Source organism: Sulfidibacter corallicola, from assembly GCF_017498545.1.
GTDB lineage: Bacteria > Acidobacteriota > Holophagae > Acanthopleuribacterales > Acanthopleuribacteraceae > Sulfidibacter > Sulfidibacter corallicola.
Window position 1 is genome coordinate 132,283 of the sequence record NZ_CP071793.1, and the last position, 21,540, is coordinate 153,822.

General features: G+C 67.6%; 2 protein-coding genes. Both read right to left on the reverse strand.

Annotation, left to right across the window (positions count from 1 at the left end):
- Window positions 1-30: 30 nt before the first annotated feature.
- The gene (locus J3U87_RS00385) at window positions 31-5,730 is read right to left on the reverse strand and encodes an Ig-like domain-containing protein (RefSeq protein WP_237381040.1); all 5,700 of its coding nucleotides are present in this window, start codon (window positions 5,728-5,730) and stop codon (window positions 31-33) included.
- Window positions 5,731-5,931: 201 nt separating this feature from the next.
- Window positions 5,932-21,066, reverse strand: coding sequence for a carboxypeptidase regulatory-like domain-containing protein (locus J3U87_RS00390; RefSeq protein ID WP_237381041.1), 15,135 nt, complete (start codon window positions 21,064-21,066; stop codon window positions 5,932-5,934).
- Window positions 21,067-21,540: the final 474 nt, after the last annotated feature.

The following is a 21,540-nucleotide window of genomic DNA, read 5'->3' on the forward strand; positions in this document are numbered from 1 at the left end:
CGCGCTCGCCGAAGATCGCGATGTCGCGGGTCAGTGTCTCGCCCAGGGCGGATTGGGTCGGGAAGGCCTCGACCACGGCGCAGCGCAGGCGGGAGACGCCGAAGCGGCCCGGCTCGCCTGGCGCGGCCTCGGTGCCGGCGCGGTGGGGCCAGACGGTTTTGGCCAGGGCGCGGCGGTCGTAGGGCGGGATGGTCGGGTGGCAGCAGGTCGGATGCCTGGGGCACGATCGCGTTCAGGCCCGGGAAGCCGAAGGCGGCCGCGGCGAAAGCCGGGACCAGCCCGTCCCTCGGTCTGGTGGAGGAAGGGCGCGAGGCGGACCACCCCGCGCGGGTTGGCGTAGTGGCCCACCGGCTTGGTTTGCTGCCAGGCATGGAAGTGGCGGCCGCCGCCCAGGCTGTCCTGAAGCGTGGTGGGGTCGACGTTGGCGAGCCGTTCCAGGTACTGGCGCACGTCGTGGACCGTGGCCGTGCCGACCGGGCCGGCCTCGGTCAGGTCGAAGTCACCCAGGATCAGGTAGGGCCCGATCGCGGCGAACCCGCCCTGGGTCCCCGTGGTCGGCACGCGGAAGTGGCCCTTTTCCTCGAAGGTGGCCCCGTCGTAGTGCAGGAACATCAGGACGTAACTGTGCTGGGCGAACGAGTAGTACTGCACCACCAGTAGGGTCCCGGCGGGCAGGGCCCGCAGCCGCTCGCGGTTGTCGCGCTCAATGGCGAAGACCTCGGCGCCGGGCACCGCGGCCAGTGCCTCCTTCGTGATCAGCACCAGCTTGGGGGCCAGCATGCCCGGGGCCCGAATCGCCTCGCGGTACTCGGTGAGCAGGCGCGGCTCGGCGTGGCGGGTGTCGGTGTCGTAGACGCGCAGCTTGAAGCCGGAGGCGATGCCGTCCGGGTTCGTGATCCCGTCCAGGCCTACCAGCAGGTTGCGTAGCCCGGCATAGGCGCGCAGGTCGCCCGCCTCCGGCACCACCGTCTGGGGCCTGCTGGTCTGGGTCCGGAACTGGATGCGGTAGTGATCCTTGGCTGGCTCGGTGCCCGAGGCCGTGGTGTCCGCCGGCTGCAGCAGGGTCCGGTTCTCCTGGTCGCGGACGCCGCGCACGTCGAACGTGTAGCGCGTGTCGAGCTTGAGCGCTTCGGTCGGCTGGACGGTGAGCAGGCGGACCTCGGTCGCGGCTTCGACCGGCAGGCCGTTGGCGTCGGAGAAGGCCAGCGTGACCGGGTCGCCGCCGTCGGGGGTCAGGGTCACGGTGGCCGGGCCCACGTTGCGGACCGGCTCGCTGAATTCGAGGTAGAGCGGGTCGGCGATCAGGACGTCGGTGCCTTTGTCCTGGGGCGTGCTGGCGAGCACGGCCGGCGCGACGTTGGGGATGCCCGCCGCCTGGTCGGGTCGGACCAGCCAGACCCGCTTGTAGACGTCCTGGCTCTGGTCGAAACCATCCACCACGGTCAGGGCGACGTCGAGCTTGCGCTCGGTGCCGTAGGCGGTGGCGGGCAGCAGGACGGTGATCGCGTCGTGGCGGGTGTCGCGGGTGACCGTCTCGTTCCAGTCGACCTCGGGGATTTTGGCCACGGCGTGTTTCAGGGGCTGATCGGCCTTGATCGTGACTTGGATCTGGGGGGTTTTGCCTTCGGTTTGGCCGGGATCGAGCAGCAGCTTGCCGGTCTGCCGAAAGGTCTCGGTCAGGCCGGCGTGGACCACGGGCTCGTCGCCGTCCAGGGTCACGACCCGCCAGTCGAGTTCCAGCTCGGCGTCGTTGCCGGCGCCGCCTTGCTTGGGCCAGCGCAGCCAAGCCGTGGCCCGGTAAGCGTGAGAACCGGCCAGCAGGTACGAGGCACTGGAAGGGCGCAGTTCGAGTAAGGTGAGCCGGTGGGTGACCGGGTCCATCGCCAGGATGGTGGGCTGGCCGGGGTCGGGCTCGGCGAGGAAGTCGCCGTCGGCCAGCGGGCCGGTGAGACCGAGCGGCTTGAAGAAGGCGTTCTCCCCGTCCCCGAAACGCTGGTAGAAGTAGACGTTCTGGCAGGGATAGAAAGGTGTGGTCCCGCGGGTATAGAGGCTTGGGTTGTACCAGCTCGGCGGCGGCTCGACCCACATCAGGTTGCCGTAGGTGGACTCGACATCGTTGCGAACGTCCTCGCGCAGGCTCTGGCCGAAGATGAAGCTGGTGCTGTCGGTGTGGAACAGGCCGTAGAGGTGGGCGTAGGCCTGGCCCAGCGAGGCGGCGATGCGGCCACCGAACCGCTTGGTGCGGGTCCGTTTGGTCGTGCTGCCGAGCTGGCCGTCGCGGACGGCGACGGCATCGGCCAGCGTGGCGAAGGTGTGGGGCGTCAGAGTCTCCGGTTCGAGCGGGTTGGCCGGGAACGGTGCTTCGGGCTGCAGCGCCACGAACGAGAGCATGGCGGTCCCGATGGTGGCGGGGTCGAGGTCGCGTTGGAACCGGCCGGCAAGCCGGGGCACGGGCCCACCGTCGAGCGGCGTGATGCGCAGCCCGCCGTAAAAGGTGCCGAAGGGGTCGTCGCCGTGGCGCGGGACCTTGGCCAGTTCGGCGCGGACCTCGGCCTCGTCGGCCAGGGCGAAGCGGACCTCGCGGCCGACGCCGCCCAGCACGCGCTCGACGTGGAGAGTGGAGCCGTCGCCGAGGTCGAGCACGAAGGGTTGGCCGCCCAGGATGACCTGACCGGGACCCGTGCGGACGCTGTCCAGCTCGATCGAGGCGGTTTGGCCGTCGGGCCGGGTGACGGCCACCTGGATCCGGTCGCCGATGTGCCCGGCGATGCCCCGCTGGTAGTCGCCGCCCAGCATGGTGTCGGTCACGGTGGCGGCGGTGTGGCGATTGATCAAGCGGATCCGGCTGCGGGCCGGGTAGGTGTCGGCCGGCGCGTGGACGACGAGGTCGTCGCCGCTAGCGGTGAGGTAGAACTTCTTGAGGTCGAGGGTGCCGACGGCACTGCGGTCGGCGGTTCGGTAGCTGAACGACGCGGCCGAAACCAACGGATGGCCGTGTTGGCTGAGCAGACCGGTGCCGACGGTGACGGTGTATTCGGTGTCGTCGGCGAGCGGGGCCTGGGGGTTGAGGGTCAGGGTGCGGTAGTCGGCCTGGCGCTGGATGCGCAGCGGGACGGTGGTGCCGCCGCCCTGGAGCGTGATCGCCTGGGTCCAGTCGTCGACGCTGCCGCCGAGGGCGTGGGAGAAAGTCAGGCTGGGGATCTCGTGGCGGCTGACGTGGACCTGATTGGCGGCAGGCCGGTGGTCGACGAGGCGGAAGTCGGGCGCCTGGAGCGCGAGGTCGAGGCCGTCGCGCAGGTCGTCGGCCGAGGTGTCGGCCAGGTGGAGCTGGGCGCTGCGGGTGGTGGCGGGGTCGTAGGCGTCCACATTCTGGGGCTGGTTCCAGCGGGCGACAGCGAAGCGGAAGCCGCCATCGGCGGCGCTGGTCGCCCGCCAGGGGTGGACTTCGGTCTGGAGGGTGACCTCGGCGACGGGATCCGCGGCAAAGGTGACCTGGCCGCGCAGTTCGGTGATCGGGAACGGCAGGGCGACCAGGGCGTAGGCGCCGGAGACGGTGGCGTCGACGTCCTCGGGCGCAGCCTGCCAAGCGCCGTCGACGAAGCGGAGTCGGCCGGCGTAGACCCAAGTCTGCGCGTCCTGACGGCGCAGCAGGACCAGCGCCTCGCGGTCGCCGTGCTGGAAGCGAATGCTCGGCGAGGTCTCCAGCTCGCGGCCGACGGTGAGCGTGAAGGAGGCGAGCCGCTCGGCGCCGGCGGGCATCGGGACGTCGGACATGTCGGCGAGCCGGGTGCGGACGGCGCGCGGGTCGGCGGGCTGGGGCCCGAAGTCGAGCTGGAGCGGGCCGAGGTCGTGCACGGCGTCGTAGCGGAAGCCGCCGAGCGGCGGGGACCCGCCTTCCAGGTAGAACTTGATCGAGGCGGCCCGGGTGTGGCCGCGGCTGATCTCGCCGCGGGCCACGATCGGCAGGTGGCCCACCAGCTTGGCGCGGCCGTCGAGCTGGTCGCCGTAGTGGTAGCAGGCCACATCGAGCAGGTAGTCGGGGAACAGGTGCTGGCCGTCGAAGGTGGTGTGGTGCTCGCGGGCGCGGAGACGGGCGAAGGCGCCGGAGGGCTGGTGGCCGTGGGCCAGGAAGCGGAGTTCGGTGCGCGGCGTGTCGAGCAGCGAGACCATCTTGGGGAAGGCGACGGCGTCCGCGGTATCGGCGCCCGGGATCCAGGCGTGGCCTTCGCGGATCAGGAGGCTGCCGACGGCGGGCGCTTCGGGGACGAAGCGGGTGTCGCGGAGCACGGCGGCGTAGACCCCGTTCCCGGCGGCGGGCCAGGTGGCATCGATGCGGGTCCCGCCGGCGATCAGCCGCTCGGAGACGCGCCAGCCGTCGCCGTCTTGGCGCAGGAGCAGGACTTCGGTGGCCGGCGGGAGTTCGCGCGGCGGTCGGCGGAGCTGGGCCTGAATCGGGCCGGACCCGGTGGCGTCGGCCAGTTCGAAGGCGCGCAGCGGAGCGTAGCCGAGCGGGAGCAGGACGGGCAGGGCCTGGGTGCGGAGCGGGGTGACACAGGCGGTGCCGCTGAAGCCGGAGACGAACTGGAGCCGCAGGAAGGGGTCGTCGAAGACCTGGGCGGTGGATTGGGGCGGGCCGCGGCGGGTGAGGCGCAGGTCGAAGAGCCGGGCGCCGCCGGCGGGCGGGACGTCCAGGGTCCGGGCGATGGGGACGTAGGTGGGGTCGGTGACACGGGCGGTGATGGGCGAGCCGGCCAGGTAGGCGACGTAGCGGCCGGCGGCGTCGGTGACGGCGGTGGTTGCGGCCGCGGGGCTGGCGAGCTGGACGGTGACGCCGGCCAGCGGGTGGCTGGTCTCGCTGTCGAGGACCAGGCCGTGCACGAAGTTGGGGTGGGCCACGGGCAGGTCGCGCTCGAGCTGGGCCTGGTTGCCGTAGACGTCGCGGACCTCGATGCGGAGCTGGTGGCCGACGCGGCTGCCGTCGTCCTGAAAGGTTTGCTGCAGGGCACTGCCGTCGCTGGCTTCGCGAACCAGGTCGGCGTTCAGGTAGACCCGAACCGAGACGATCTCGCTGGCGGGCTCGAAGGACACGGCGATGTCGAAGCTGCCGCGGGCGTCGACGGAACCGGGCGCGGTGAGGTCGATCGTGGGCGGCTCGGTCTTGTGGTGCACGGTCAGCGATCGTTCGGCGGTGTTGCCGGCGGCGTCGGTGAGGGTGTAGTGGAAGGTGTTGGCACCGGGCTGGAGGGGGACGTCGCGGTCGTAGAAACGGCCGCCGAGAACGGTGACGGGCTGGCCGTCCCGGGTGAGGCTGACCGGTTTCGACAGGGCGTCGCCGGCCTCACCGATGATGTGGAGGCTGGTCCGGTTGGTGCGCAGGTCGGGCAGCGGCTCGGAGATGGCGAGAACCGGTGCGACGGTGTCGCGGAAGAGATCGCGTTTCAGGCGAGCCTCGGGCAGGCCGTCCACGGTGGCGATGAGAAAAAAGGTGTTGAGGCCTTCGGTGAGGGTGACGTCGTGGCTGAAGCGGCCATTGCCGTCGAGGGCCAGGGCGGCACCGTCGAGCGAAAGGCTGGCGTCGACGGGGGTGACGGTACCGGAGAGGGTGGCGGTGGCCGCGGCGCGGAAGCGGGGAGTGTCGTCGAGCGCGATGGTGATGGTTTCCTGCGCGAAGGCAGCCCAGGCGGAGCCCAGGAGCAGCAGGAGACCCGGAATCAATCGCTTGGCAAACATGGAGCAGACCTCACAGAAGCATCGTATCGGAACGAGTTGGGATTGGTGATGGGCTTGTTCGTTCGATTTCGAAGTGCACGGTGTGTCGATCGGGTAGACCCATGCCGTTTGGACGGGGGGCCAAGTCGTCCGGCACGCTCGGTGTTCGAAACCCTTGGGTTTGAAGAGTATGGAGCCCCCAGGGCAGGGGCCCCGGTTGGATTAACGGGAACTCACTTCCACGTGCGGTGTGAGGAACCACTCGATGCCGCGGTGCATCGGGCGGCCTTCCAGCAGGAGCAACCAGTGGTTTTCGGGAAGGCGCGTCACTTCGCGGATGCGAACCGTGCCGGTTCCGGACCGAAGCCACAGCCCGCGGAACACCCGCAGATCGGTCTCGATCTCGCGAAGTTCCAGCACATGGCCGGCCGGCGTTTTCACGACCCCGCGAATCCGTTCGCTTGAGATGGCGATCGTCTCGGGATGCTGGGCAGGGAGCGCCAACGGCTGGGTCTCGGGGTAGGCGGCGACATACCGGAAGTCGAGAGCTTGGAGATCAGCCAGCACGATGGCTCGCTGGGCAGGCTTGCGCACGTCGGCGATCAGTCTTCCACTGAACCGGAAGAGCCGATCCACGTGGAGGACCAGTCGGCCGGCCCCGCCGAGTCGGTCTTCATCGCGACCACCGGTCACTTCGATCCGACCACGGCCGCTCAGTTCGCTGGCCCGCAGCAGAACGCTGCCGCCTGAGCTGAAACCGCGACCCCGCGCCAGGACCGCACCGTCGATCAGGATTTCGGGTGCTTCGAGGCGAACCTGCCCGCCGCCGGCCTGGCCACGTCCCGGTTGGTAGGGCCACAGCGGAGCTCCGTAGGTGGTTCCGATGCTGACTTTCTCGACACTCGGATCCTCCGCGAAGGTGGCGTGGGCCGGGTTTAGGTCGTCCTCGGCATCGTGCCAGCCCTTGCCGTCGAGGTCGATCAACGAGCTGGCGTCGATTTCGATGCGCTCGGTGGCCACCAGGCGCAGCCCGCCCTCGACCTCCTTCGGCAGCACCGGATGGGTGAGCACGGCGCCATCGCGCAGGTGGATCGACCTGGCTCGGAGCGTCCCGCGGATTTCGAGACGGGTCCCGATCAGCCACAGGTCGCGGTCGGTTTCGAAGTGGTCGAGTTGAAGCGTTTCGCCGCGAAATTCGAGCGGTTCCTCGAGCTCATAATCCTCCGACGGTTGGTGTTCGATTGGATCGGCAAGATCGTCGGATTCTGCATCTTCGCGGTCTGTGTCGCGGTTCTCGACTTCCGACGCTCGCTTCTGCTCGGCCGTCAGGCCACCGCCGCTGACGATGATCGGCAGGGTGTCCGGGCCCACGCGGCAGTCGGTGCATAGGTTGAACGTCTGCAGTCGAAGCACCGGGCTGATCTGGGCGCCCACCGCCAAACTGGGCAGGTCGCCGGCCAGCACGAATTCGGTGCCGCCGTCCCGCTGGGTCATGGCCAGGATCGGCCAGGTCGTGTCGGTGACGCCGTTCACGGCCAACTCGAAGCCCACGAACCAGGGTTCGATCGTCGCGCCGTCGAGCCAGAGCGTGGTCTGGTCGGCGACCGAATCGTAAGCCTGGGTGGTTGTACCAGTGGTGGTGACGGGATCGAAGCTGGGCAGCGGCGTCAGGTCGTCGGCCTGGCCGGAGGTGGGCCCGTTGTCGATGACCAGGGTCCCCAGGGCTTGGTCCTTGTCGCGCCGGAAGTAGGTGCCGGAGCTGACCGTGCCCTCGGTGTCGGTGGTGATGGTGGCGCCGCTCTTGTCGCGGTAGTGGAGCGCGATCCGACCGCCGGCAGCTCTGCCGGTGCCCAGTCCCGCGTCGAGGAACAGGTTCCCGGTCACGGTTTCCACGTCGAGCCAGATCGAGCCGGAGCCCGCCTCGCGGCCGTGGACCTGGAAGGTCCCCCCGGCCAGGCTCTCCGCCTTCAGGAAGATGCGACCGCCCGCGTAGTAACCGGAACCCGGCATGTCGGGGTACATCAGCGAGCCGTAGGTTCCCGTTTGCGACGAGGAGTAGAGGCCGCCATGGACGCGGTGACGGGTGCTGGTGTTCTGGTAGAAGGCGTCGCCCTCGATGCCCTCGAAGCGGCTGTCGGCGTCGGCGCTGACGTGGCGCGCGGTCAGGTGGAGCCACGGCATGCCGAACCGCAGGTTCTGATCCCAGATGGGCGAGTGTTGGATGGCCGCGTTGACCAGGGTCACGTCGCGCGCCTCCAGCGGCCGGTCGAGTACCAGGCTGCTGTCGGTGAGGTGAATGTCGCGGGTCAGCCAGGCGTCGCCCGGTTCCTCCAGGATCAAGCGCAACTTGCGGTTGCCCTCCAATCGGAGTTCGGGACCCAGACCAATCAGGTCGGTGGCCCAGACGCCGCTGGTGTGGCCGTCCGTGCCGATCTCGAGTGTGCCCACTTCCATGGGACCGTCGAAGAACAGGCTGGCGCCGTGGCTGAGGGTGAGTTTGTCGATTTTGAATGCGAAGGTCAGCGTCGTGCCGGCGGGGATCAGGCTGGGCAGAATGCCCGCACTGGGCGGACCGAGCCGGATCCAGTTGGGCCCGTTGTCCAGCACCTGAGCTTCGTAGTCGGTGTCGGCCACGCGGAAACGCGCCCAGATCCCGGCCATACCCGGCGGCAGGTCGGTCCAACCGGCGTCGTCGATGACCTGCGGATCGCTGTCGCGATCGCCGACGTTCAAGGTGATCTCGCGACGTCCGGTGATGCCGGAGTAGCGCGAACGCATCAACAAGTCGTGATCGGTTTCAAGGTGGGTCGGATCCTGGCGGACGATCAGTTCGCCGTGCTGCTGGGCCGAACCCTTGAGGTACAGGGTGCCAGCACCTTTATTGTTGAGTTCGTTGGAGTTGTACTTGGTCGGTGCCAACTCGAAAGTCCAGGCGTCGACAAAGGTCCGGTCGTTGCCGTAATGGACGGCGATGCGGCCGCCGCCTCCCGCGGAAGTGGCGGCATTGTCCTTGGCCGAGATGGTTCCGGCCCCGCTTCCTTGCTGGACCTCGAGCCAGACCGAACCGCCGGCACGACGTCCCGAGTCGGCGTGGATGGCCCCGTCGAGGTTCAAGGTCCCGACCTGGAGGCGGATGGCCCCGGAGTTCCCCGGCCATGTGGGGAACATGAAGGAGCCGGCCGCCTCGTGATCGACGCGTTGACCGTTGTCGGTGAGGTTCATGCGCGAGTAGCCGCCGTGTGCCTCGCCGGTGTAGCGCTTGTTGTTCCACACGGGATAGTCGGTGTTCTTGAGTTTGTCGCTGACGGAGATGGCCGAGCTGGCGTCGACGCTCAGCGTGCCGCCGATGCTGGCGCGCAGCGGGTACGACACGGTGGAGACGCCGTTGTTGTAGGCATCGGCGACCGTCCACAAACTGCCGTTGGCCAGGGTGACGTCGTCGGCGGTGAATGCGAAGCCGTCGCCGGTGACCTGAGCCTGAACGGTAGCGTTGTCGGCCTCCAGCGTGGCGACGCGGATCGCCTGTTTGTAGGTCAGGCTGGCGCCGTTGCGCAGGGTGATGCGGTCCACGTCCATGGGGAAATCGACCGTCAGGTGGAAGTTGTCCAGCTCGTAGGCGCGGGTCCCGTCGTCGACCACCAGTTCGGTGGCGCCATCGGTCAGGACCACGGCATCGGAACCGCCGGGCTCCTCGACGGCGGCGTTGATGGTGCCGCCGTCGCGGATGAGCTCGCCGTGGACGACGATGCGGTCGGTGGCGTAGAGCGTGGCGCCGTTGCGCACTTCGAGCACGTCGAACTGGTAGATGCCTTCGTAGCTCTGGCCGGAGGTGACCGCCGGGAAACTGGTTTCGGGCAACAACTGCACGCTGGTGTGGCTGGCGACTCGGGCCGGATCCTGGCCGTCGATCGCGACCCAGAGCCCGGCGAAGTCGTTGTACGCGGGGAAGCTGCCGCTTATCGAGGTGCCGTCGCCGGCCGACGCGGCCTGGCGGGTACCGAAGCTGGGCAGGACGGTGCCGTCGGCCTCGCTCTGCATGCCACCGTTGTCCACGACCAGGCGGCCCATGGGCCAATCGCTGGTGCGGTAGAAGACGGTGCCGGCGCCGCCGGGCTTGTTGCCGGGGTTGGTGGAGGACTGGTGCCAACCGAAGGCGGTGGCGGCACCGGTCCAGCCGGAGAGATCGTCGACATGGATCGCGATCCGGCCGCCGCCGGCGCCGTGACCACTGTAGCGATAGCCGTGGGCCTTCAGGCTGCCGTTGCCGGTCAGGCTGGTTCCGGTCAAACGGATGGCGCCGCCGGCCGAGCCCCCACCGGCGTTGCCCTGGCCACTGACATCGATGGTCCCGGTCAGGTCGAGGTTGGTAAAGTCGAGGGTGACACGGCCGCCGTGGGCGCCAGCGAAGGACTCGGCTCGGTAGAAGGAGCCGCTGACGACGTCCAATGCGGTGGCTCTGGACTCGCGGCCTCCGTGATGGCGGGTCCCGTTGAGGCGCTGGGCGGCCGTCAGGGTCCCGGCGATGTCCATGGTCGGGGCGGACAGCGCGATGGTGCCTTCGTCGCGTCGGTCCTCCAAGGCCAGGGTGGCGTCGGCGGGAATCGTGAGTTGGTTGGCGGTGATGTTGCCGTCCAGGTAGAGGGTCTGGTCCGCATCCAGTTGGAAGTGATCGGCCGACCACTGCCCGCGCAAGGTGCAGACGCCGGTGAAGGTTTCGTCACCGCGCAGGAGCAGGTTCAGGCCGTCCGGCAGTTCCCAGCGGGCGTCGTGGAAGCCGAGGCCAGCCGGGATGGCGGTGTCCTGCTGCAACAGCGTCGCCCCGTCGCGGACTTCGACCGCATCGTAGGGGAACCCGATGACCAGCGTGTCGCCGGGCTGGAAGTTGGGGAAGCTGACGTTGGGATCGCTGTAGACCAGGTCGCCCTCGGAGCGGGCGATGCGGCCGCGAGCCTCCGGCGCCCCCTCGGCCCAGACGTACATGCCGGTGAAGCGGTCGAAGCCGGTGAGTCGCGGCAGGCTGAGCCGGTCGACGGTATCGGGCCCGAACGGGACGTCACGGGTCAGGGTCATGTCGGTGTCGAGCACACCGCGGATGCCGACCAGCGGCGTTTGGTTTTGGCCCGAGTTGTCGGGGTGATCGGCCACGATGAGGCGGTCGTCGAAGCCGTCGACCTTGCTGGCGTCGGGACGACGCACGAACACGGTGCCCGCACCGCCGTCGCGAGCGCCGAAGGCTTCCACTCGCAGATCGGCCGGATCGCCCCAGATGGCGATACGCCCGCCGCTGCCGTCGAGCTGGCTGCCGGCGCTTTCGCCCTCGGGGTAGGCGTTGGCCGTGACGCGGGCGAAGCCGTGGATGGCGGCGGCCTGCAGCCAGAGACTGCCGCCGCTGCCGTTGTACAGGCTGCCGGTGTTGACGCCGTTGGCGTGGACACCGCCCTGGAGCCAGAGGGTTCCGGCCTCGAGGTGGATGGCGCCGCCGCCCTGCCAACTACCGACGGTCGTCGGTTCGACGATGGAGCCCGGGTTCAGCCAGGGATCGCCACCGTTGCTGCCGCCGTGGCCGGCCTCGGCGATGTCCGGGCTGTAGAGCATGGCGTTCTGGAAGCCTTTGGTGGAGACGTCGATGCGCGAGCGGCTGTCGACCACGAGGTGCTGGGCCACGTTCAGGTGCGAACCCGCGACCTGGTGGATGTCGGTGCGGTCGCTGGCGGTTTGGGTCAGCACCGCGCCCTGGACCAGAACCAGGTTGTCGAGGCTGAAAGCGCCGTCGAGGATGTGCTCGCCGCCGTCGAGGATGACCGTGCTCGGCAGGTCTCGGGCATCGAGTCGGGTGCGGACGAGCGGGTTCGCCCCATCGAAACGGGTGCCGTCGATGCGGTTCACGGTGATGGTTCGGGCGGTTTCGTTGCCACCCAGGTCGCGGGTAGTGACGGTGACCTCGAACGAGGCCGCCGCACGCAGCGCTTCGGGGATGGCGTAGCTCGCGGTGAAGGTGAAGTCGTTTTCGAACAGGCTGCCCGCGTCGAGCTCTTCGTTGGCCACGGTGACGCGGTAGTCGAACAGGCCGTCTGCATCGTGCAGGCGAATGTCGAGGTCGAGCGTGAAGCCGGTTTCAAGATGGAACGGCAATGGCTGGTCGGGCAGTGGCGAGACGAAGGTGACGTCCGGCCCATCGACCGCCGTGCGGTTGGCGACGTCGAGCTGGAGCGCCAGGCGGCTCTCGTTGCCCAGGCCGTCGACCCCGACGATGTCGAGGGTGATCGGGCCATCCGCATCGACCCCGGGCACGCGGGTCTGAACGGTCGTGCGGTCGGTGTTGGGATCGTAATCCTGAGCCGTCAGGGGCAGGCGTTCGCTGCCGAAGGTCAGGTAGGATTCGGCGACGCCGAGCGGGTCGGTCATCTTGAAGACGACGGTCAGCGGGTCGCCTTCGGTGACGGCGCTGTTTTGCATCGGCTCGTGGAGCGTGATGGTCGGGCCGGTCAGGTCGTGGACGATTTGAACCGTGCCGGTGTGCACGCCGATCTGGCCGAAGTGATCCTCGACCTCGACGCGGTAGGCCATGGTGCCCTCGGGCAGGTCGTCCGGCAAATCGAAGCTGGTGCTGAAGGAACCGCTCGTTCCCGACACAACCTTGCGGTCCACGTGGCCGGGGTTGCCGTCGTAGGTCAGCCGGATCTCCGCCAAGTGACGGTCGTCGGAGGCATGGATCGTCATCAATTGGGTCAGCGTGGGGTTGATGGCGGTTGGCACGTTGACGCCGTCGACGACCGGAACCTGATCGACCTGAAGGCTCAAGTCGCCCAGATCGAGGGTCTCGCGATCCAGCGTGAACGCCTGCTGGACGAAGGCGAGAAGCGCCTGCGATTCACCGTCCAACGTGTAGTCGCCGTAGGGGAGGTTGGCGATGGCGAAGCTGCCGTCAGTTTCGGTGGCGACTTCGGCCAGCACCTGCTCGCCGTCGAGCACGCGGAGGGCGAAGCCCGTGACCGGATCGCTCTGGGCGTCGCGCACCACACCGGAAATCGCACCGGCCGGTTCGAGAATCAAGTCCTGGGTGCGGCTCTGCTCCGGTTGCAGGTCCTCGATGGTCTCGATGCCGACGCGGCCGGAGATCGGATCGGTCGCGGTCAACCGCAAGGTGCGGGCGATGACGTCGGTGAAGCTGTAGTTCCCGGAGGCATCGGCCTGGGTGGTTTGCCAAAAATGCTCGGGCAGATCGGGATAGCTCAAGGTGACCGTCGCGTTGGCGATCACGTCGACCTCGTTGGTGTCCAACACCTGACCGGACACCTGACCCAGGCCCTGGAGCTGGATGTCGTGGCCCGTGCTGATGGCGCCGGCCTGCTGGAGACTGGGCGCGTCCAGGTAGCCGAAACGGCCGGGCGCCTCGACCGTGATGGCGTGGGCGCGGTTCAGGGGCAGCAGGTCCAAGACGTAACGGCCGTCCTGATCGGTGGTGGTCGGGACGCCGTCCGCGCGGACGATGGCGCCGACCGCCGGGCTGCCATCGGGATGGGTCACGATTCCCTGGTAGCCGCCCATGGGATGCAGGAAAAGGAAGTGGGTTTGGGTCAACGGGTGGCCATCGACCTGAACCGCGGTGTACCGACCGCGGGTGGCGGTGCGCAGACGGAGTTCGTGGGTGCCCGTTGGTACCTCGTGGAGGTACACCTGGTCGTCGACGGCGTCGATCGGTGCCTGGTCGTTCAGTTGGATTTGGAACGGGCCGCTGTCGGTGCCGACGTCGAGCGAGAGGTGCAGCGTGGGGCCGTCGAGCTGGATGTGCAGCGGTACCTCGCGATAGGCCTTGGCTGCCGAGCTGTTGCCGGCGAACACACGCAAGATGTTCTCTCCCTGGCTGAGACCGGTGGGGACCTGATCCAAGTGGAACCGCAGCCCGTCGGCTTCGAGCGTGGTGTGGGCGGCTAGCGACAGGCCTCCGGTCATGAGATAGGTGAGCGCGGGGTCGATGGTCGAGTCCTGATCGGTTTCGTCGATCGGGATCGTGACGGTGAAAGGCAGGCTGTCCAGCGTGTAGCCGCCGGCGGGCGCGTCGATGGTCGGCGCGGTGCCGTCCAGGTACAGTGTGCCCAGGTTCAAATCGTCGGTCGGTGCGCCCAGGTCCCAGGTGCGGTGGGACGTGCCCGCGCTGATCTCGAGTTGGTAGGTCGAGCCCACGGGCAGGCGCGGGATCGAGAAGCTGCCGTCGGCCCCGACGCGCCCGCCGCGCCAGAGCTCCCCGCTCACGATGCGCCAGGTGGTCAGGCGGGCCGTGTCGCTCTGGTAGATCAGGTCGCCGGTCAGGTCGACCGTAGCTTGGGTGCGCACGGTGACGGCGTTGGCGCCGCTGACCAGCGTGACGTTTTGTTCGACCGCGATGAAGGCGTCGCGGACCTGGAGGACGAAGTTGCCGGTAGGCACGTCGTCGAAGCGGAACTGCCCGGTCGCGCTGATGATGTCCGACCCGACCAGGCGCCCGGTGGTGGTCAGGAGCTGCACGGATCCGCCCGGCATGATCCGGTCGCGGGTGTCCAGCACGGTGCCCACCAGGTAGGCGGTGGGGTTGAGGTAGAGGTCGAGGTCCTCGCGGTCGGCGGCCTGAACGGTCAGCGACTCCTTGAGCACGTAATCCAGGTTCTCGTCCTGGGCGACCAATCGGTAGACGCCCGGATAGACGTGATCGAGGCCGAAGACGCCCAAATCGCTGGTCGTGGTGCTGTACACGCGATCGTAGCCGCTGCCGGTGGCCCGTTGACGCCACAGTTCGACCAAGGCGTTGGCGACCGGCGTCTGGCTGCCGTTGACCCGCACGGTTCCGCCCAGGAAGAAGCTGGGCTGGAAGCCGAGGTCGGCGGTGTAGGTCTGGCCGTCGGTGGCGGCGTCGATCGTGACCGGCAGGGTGCTGGTCGTGCCGCGGTCGGCGTCGTAGGCGGTCAGCGTCACTTCGCCAACGGGAATGTATTGGAAGTAGTAGGAGCCGTCGCCGAACAGGGAGGTCGTCTTGCGGGCCTCACTGCCGGCCATGGTGAGGGTCACGTGGCCGTGGGTGACGGGCGTACCGTCGGAGAGGGTGACGTCGCCGGTGATGTCGGCCACGCCGCCGAGCTGCAGTTCGAGGTCGTGGTGGGGCTGGGGATCTTCACCCTCGGCGGCGTTGGTGACCAGCAGGGTCGCGGCCTGGCGCGGCGAGAAGGGATCCTTGGCGAAGAGCGAGACCTCGCCCGTGACGATCGGCGCCAGTTGGAACCGGCCCAGCGCATCGGCTTGGGTGTCGATGTAGGCCGGGCGCTCGACCCAGACCTTGGCGTAGGGGACCGGGGTGCCGTCGGCGTAGGTGACGGTGCCGCCGGCGAAGGTGGTGGCCCGGAAGGTCAGGTCGGCCTGGACCTCTTCGCCGTGGCTTTCGAGCTGGACGGTTTTCGAGGCGGCCTGAAGCGAGACCGGCTCGGTGGCGATGACCCGGATCGACTTGCCCAGCGGGGCGCGGTTGTAGCGGAAGGAGCCGTCGGCCAAGGAATCGACCCAGACCATCTTCATGTTCTCGCCGCCGCCGTACCACATGAGGCCCACGCGAACCGGCAGGCTCAGGGGCGCGCCGGTCTCGTCGCGGACGAACCCGTGAACCACGCCGGTGCCCGCGAAGGTCACGGTTCGCTCGGTGTGGCCGCCGTCGGCGTCGGTGAGCACGATGTCGGTGTCCAGCTCGTGGTGGTGGACTTCGTCCTTGGCGCGGACGTTGAGGTGGGTGCGGGGCAGGTTCTTGAAACTGACCTGGCCGTCGACGTCGGTGAAGGCGTGGCCCACGATCAGATCACCTTGACGCAACATGACTTGGAGCCGGGCCGGCGGGCGGCCGTCGGCGAGCTGGAGCTGCAGGTCGAGGTCGACCATGGTGGCGTATTCGAGGTTCTGGGTGGTGGTTTCGTGGGCGCGGTCGAGGCGGACCTTGACCCGGGCACGCGCACTGACGCTGCTGTGGTAGCTGTGGAGTTCGTAAGTACCCAGCGCGAGGTTGGTGAAGCTGTAGCGGCCCGCGCTGTCGGAGCCGGTGAACAGGGAGCGTCCCCGTTGGCGCAACTCGACGGTGGCGTTGGCGAGCGGCTGGCCGTCGTAGAGAACCAGGCCGTCGAGATGGGTGACGGGGTCGATTTGGAGGGTGACGTCGGGGTTGGGTCGGTACAGCGTCGGCGTGACTTCGAGGTGGCCTTCGAGGCTGGTGGCGGGGTCGGTGCCGCGTAAGGTGTAGGGCCGCATGGGCAGGCCCTCGAAGAGGAAACGACCCTCGTCGGCGGCGCCGAGGGCGCCCGTCAATTTCTGAAGCAGGACGTCCCGCTCGCGTTGCAGGGCGACCTCGGCCTCGGCGATCAGGTCGCCGGCGTGGTCGATGAAACGACCGCCGACGGTGACCGCGCGTTCGAGCCGTAAGGTGATTTCGACGGGCTCGCCGTCGGCGGGCAGGCCGAATGTCTCGGCAGCGATCAGGCCGTTGCCGGCGTTGGCGGCCAGCGTGATGGTGCCGACGGGCACCAGGTCGAAGCTGGCCATGGGCTGGCTGGGGGTGAGTTGGAGCGTGCGGGCGACGCGCCGCTGCGTCAGCGGATCGTCGGTGTTGTTGGTGATCAAATCGGGGTAGACCAACTCGATGCCGGCGTAGTCGACCGGCGTACCGTCGTGGTCGACGACCCGAACTTGGACGGTGCCGCGACGGTTGAGAATCAGGTCGTGGCGGAAGCGCAGGTCGCGGTCGAGCTGGATCTTGGCCATGGCGAGGTGTTGGGTGTCGGGATGGTAGACGCGCAGGTCGACGATCTTCTTGGTCTGGGAGTCGACGAGCGTTTCGAAGCGGTACCAGCCCTCTTCGTCGACCGTGGTGCGGGCGCGCACGCCGGAGACGTAGGCTTCGACGATGGTGCCCTGCGGTGCGGGCGTGGTGGTGTCGACGTCGAAGATGCGGCCGAAGAGGTTGCTGGGCTCGGCCTCCCCGGCGAAGGCCAGTACGATCTCGCGGGGCTCTTCGCCAGGCGCGAGCGCCGTCGGGATGTAGGTGTACTTCTCGGTTTCGCCGAGCAGCGTGTTGCTGCCCCAAACTGTGGTTTCGCGGGTGTTGAGCCGGTCGAGGTGGATCCGGCCCTCGCCATCGGTGATGACGCTGTAGATGACCGCGTCCTCGATCGGCATGCCCGGGCCGTTCTGGCTGGTGTCGGGCAGGGAGCCGGTCACGGTGACGCGGCCGATGACGGGAAAGCCGGAGGCGTCGACGAGTCGGACGACCAACTCGGATTGGGGTTCTTCCCGCACGATGACGTCCTCGCGCCCGGCGAGGGGCACCCAGGTGTGGGTGTGGGCGATCACGGGCGGACGCAGACCGGTGAAGTCGTGAGGGCCGACGCCGGCGTTGTCGATCGGGGTCGGGCTCTCCGCGCCGGAAAACAACACGCCGCTCCAGTTGCCGGCCCCGTCGGTGTAGGAGAAGGGTCGGCCCTTGAGTTCACCGGTGGAAGGGTTGTAGATCGGGGCGAACGGGATCGGCTGGTTGGCGACATCGAGGTAACGACCACTGACCCGCGAGGGCGGGCGCACGACGATTTCGAGGCTGGCGATGTCGGGTGTCTCTTCGGTCAAGCTGACACGCAGGCCGCCGTAGAGCGCGATGTCGCCGGTGACGGGGTCTTTGCGATGGGCGGCGACGTAGGTGGACGGCAGATGCGGGATGTCGCGCAAGGTGAAGCGGCCGTCGGCGCTGGCGACGGTCCAGCGACCCTGGCAGGCGACCTTGATATGGGCGACGGCGAAGCCGTTGAGGTCCACCACCTGACCGCTGATGGACCCGGTCTTAGCGACGTGGTCAATGTAGACCAGGTTCTGCGCGACGGATTGATCGGCGACCAGGCTGGCGGTGGCCTGCAGCAGGCCGAGATCGCGGCGGTAGCTCCAAAGCGTGCCGGTTCCGACCGGTGCATTGGCGAACAGGAAGTTGCCGTCGCCGTCGGTGCGGGTCAGATGGGTGTAGGGGAAGCCGCTGACCCAGTTGGGTTGGGCGCGGAACTCCAGCGGGTTGGTGCCGTAGACGGCCCAGCCGACCCAGGCGTCGACGACCGGAGTTTCCACGCCGTCGATCAGGGTGGTGACCCGGCCGGAGATGGTGCCGGCCCCTTCGGTGAAGGCGATGTTCACTTCCAGGGGCGAGGTGTTCTGGGTCAGGAACACGCCGCGCATGCCGATGTGGCCGTCCTCGGATTGGGTCTTGATCAGCACCTGGCCGACTTCGACACCGGTGAAGCGGTAGCGGCCGTCGGCATCGGTTTCGGTGACCTGGGTGCCGTAGATGCTGGTCTGGGGATTGAGGACGACGGGGGTGTAGGCGACGGGGCGACCGTCCTCATGCTGGACGCGGCCGTAGATCTCACCTTGTTGGAGGAAGGCGAATTCGGTCTCGACTTCTTGGCCCACGGCTTGGGGGTGAAAGGTCTCTTCGCGGTATCGGCCGTCGGGCAGGAGGATGCCGATCTTGAAGCTCCGCAGGCTCTGGATGGCCTCGCTGAGCCGGTCCCACGCGGGGTTGTCGGGCGGGACCTGGTAGTCGTCCCAGACCGCACTGAACGGGTAGAACGGGACGAAGTCGAAACTGAAACGGCCGTCGGCGTTGGGCGCGACGGTATGCAGGATGACGGCGTTGCGGTGGTCGTAGCTGGTGCCTTGATCGTTGGCGTCGACCAGGTCCTGCCAAAGGAAGACCTGGGCCTGGGTGAGATCGGTGCCGTTGCGGTCGGCGACGCGACCGGCGACGGTGACCCCGCTGAAAAAGGTGGACCCTTCCAGGGTACCCGACGCGGTTTCGAGGAGCGTGCCGTCGACGGCGGTGAGATTGCGAAGGTTGTAGTGAATGGTGCGGTAGGGGCCGAGCGGCATGCGGGCGGCCACGGTCAGGATGCGGCCGTCGTCCTGAAGGACGGCGGCGGCGACGGGCTCACCGTTGATTTCGAGGTGGTCGCCCAGGTCACCGAGTGCGGTCAGGTCCAGGGGTTTGGTGAAGCGGAAGACCAGGTCGCGACCGTAGACGTCGGCAGCCATGTTGTGGCGCGGTGTGAGTTGCTGCACGCCGGCGAGCGCGAAGGGGGTTTCGGCAAACGCGGAGGCGGTGGTCGACGCATCGCTGCCGTCACTGACGTGCTGCATCAGGTTCCGATCGAGGTCGAAGCCGACTTCCATCAAGGTGGTCATCGAACGGGTGCCGCTGTCCCAGAATCGCGTGACGTGGGGATCCAGGGCCTCGGTATCGGCAAGGAATTCGTCGTCGGTGTCGGTGGCGGTCGTCGCCGTGTGGACGTTGGTCAGTGTGGCGAGGACGCGGACGTTGGCCGGCGTGTCGGGCGACTGTGGGGTCAACGAAAGGCGCGGCGTGGCCTCCAGGTTGGAGAGCCAAACCAGGTGGCGGTTGGATCCCAGGGGAAACAGGCCACCAAACGGGATGTCGCGCGTGCCCTGACTGTCCATCACGGCGCCGCGACCGTCGCGGATCGTGACATCGAGGGGTTGGTCACTCTCGATCAGACCGAGGAACAGGCCCGGGGTGCCTTCGGTTTCGCGCAAGAGGAACTCGAGCAACGAGGTGGCGCTGCGGCCGTCGGCGATTTGGGACAGCACCGTGGCGAAGACCGCATCCAGGTCGGGCTCGCCCAACCGCACCGCGTGGCGGCGGAAACGGTCCATTTCGGGCAGGTCGTTTTGGGAGCGCATGGTCCGGGCCCACAACTGGGCGTGGATCTGGTCGAGGTCGTTGCCGAACGCGGCGCCCTGGACGGCGCGCACCAGACCCTCGTTGTAGGCGCGCGGGATCGCGCCGGGCAGGGGGGCCAGGCCGACCGGCAATTCGTCGTCGGCCATCTGGGCCAGGTCCATCAGGGCCTTGGCGTAGCGCTTCAGTGGCTCGCGCAGGGCCGCGTCGATTTGATCGAATTCGGCGGGGAAGTTGAGCACGTAGGGGGAGATCCGCTCACCGCGGGGCGAGACGCCGACGCTCAACTGGAGCGCGCGGTCGACGCCGCCCTCGACGCGGTAGTAGGAGGCGATCACCTTGCCGTTCACCAGCGAGCGCATGCGGTAGTGGAGCGTGCCTTGGGCGCCGGGGGCGAGGTCGGGAAGGGTCTGGTTGGGATTCCAACCGTTTTCGATCTCCACCCCGGTGAGGCGGAAGGGATCGAGGCTCACCGAAAAACTTTGCAACGGTACCGTGCCCACGTTGGTGATGTGCATGAAAAGATCGTAGGGTTCACCCTCGGCGACGGCGTCCGGGTGCTCGAAGGTGACCGAAAATTCCGGGCTGCGCACGTAGACCGTGCCGACGCTGGAGGTGCGCACGGTTTCGGTGCCTTGGGGCAGGGCGACTTCGCCGGTGATGTCGACAGCCACCTCGTACATGCCCGAGATCTCGCCGGTCAGAAGGTACTCGGCGACGGCTTCCTCGCCGCCGGCGATGTCGGCGCGATCATCCTCGGTGGCGGCGACGCCGTCCTCGCCCAGATTGACCATGTCGCGACGAAGCTGTTGATCGCCGCCTGGCGCCAATTGAACCGGGACGCCGTAACGCGTGGCGTCGGGCAGGCGGATCTCCGATTTCAGGTCGGTGACCCGAACGTCGAACCCATCCGGCGCGGCATTGAGCACGATGGCCGAGAGGTTGAAGTGGTTCTTCATATAGTGGAACTTGCCGGGGATGACCAGTAGGCTCATCAGATAGCGTTCGGTCGCGATGGGCGTGGTCTCGGAACTGCCGTTGCCGCCGCCGGAACCGCCGCCCAGCGGTTCGCGCACGACGAAGCTGCGGAAGTAGGGTTGGATCGGGTCCACGATCACCTTGGGCTCGAAGGAGCTGTGCTCGTTGCGCGGCAGCAGAACGGGGACGTCGACATCGACCTCTTTGGATCCGACGATCAGCGACAGGTTGAAATTGATGGAGCGGAAGTCGTCTTCGTTGAAGGCGTAGCCGAGGGCCTGCAGGTCGTCGCGCGAGAGTTCGTTGACCTCCACGCGGCCGACGATGAGCTCCTCCAAAACCTGAATGGTGGCTTCGCTGGGCTTGGCGAGGGTGAGGGTTTCGCCCTCGTAGTGAAGCTGGACGTCGCGCAGGACGTAGGGCCCTTCTTCGGTGAACAGTGCCCGCGGCAGGGTGATGGCCATGTCCGCGGCCGGCACCGAAAAGGTTTGTTCGACGAAGTTACCTGGCCCGGTGAGCGAGGCGCGCAGGGTCATGCCCGCGCGCAAATCGCCGTCGTAGCGAAGCTGAACGACCGGGTCGACTTCGGCACCGCCCAGCAGCAGCACCTGTTCCGGGTTCTCGATCGTCAACCCCATGGTCTTGATTTCAAACTCTTTATTGAAATTGGGAGCTTCGGAAAATGATGTTCCTTGCCCTAAACTTGAAAGGAAAACCAGATTCAAAATAAAAAGCGTAGAAATCATGAAAACAGACCTCGACCTTGGCCCTTTCTCTCAGACGGCGGAAAAAGCCTGCAGAATGTGGAAAAGTGAGTGAGAGCACGCTACTGGCCGTTGAAGCCACAGCAATGCCAGTCGGTCTAGAGAAACCGACGCACCAAATAACCCCTTTCAGTGGGGCACGGAACAGAGTCGATCAAAGGGTATTAGCAGTGTCATTCCAGATGATTGGGTTTATGACATGGGGCCTCGAACCGAAGTGAGCGCACTGAGCGGCAGTGCACGATCGATGTGTCCGTTGGGTTATTGGGTTGATGGAGAATCCAAGATGAAAACAAGCTCTGTTGGTTTTTTTTAAATGGTTGCTTTTTCACGAGAGAGCAAAAAAAC

Bases quoted from the DNA above. Each gene is read 5' to 3' on its own strand.
- J3U87_RS00385 (WP_237381040.1), bottom strand. From the start codon at position 5,730: ATGTTTGCCAAGCGATTGATTCCGGGTCTCCTGCTGCTCCTGGGCTCC.
- J3U87_RS00390 (WP_237381041.1), bottom strand. From the start codon at position 21,066: ATGGGGTTGACGATCGAGAACCCGGAACAGGTGCTGCTGCTGGGCGGT.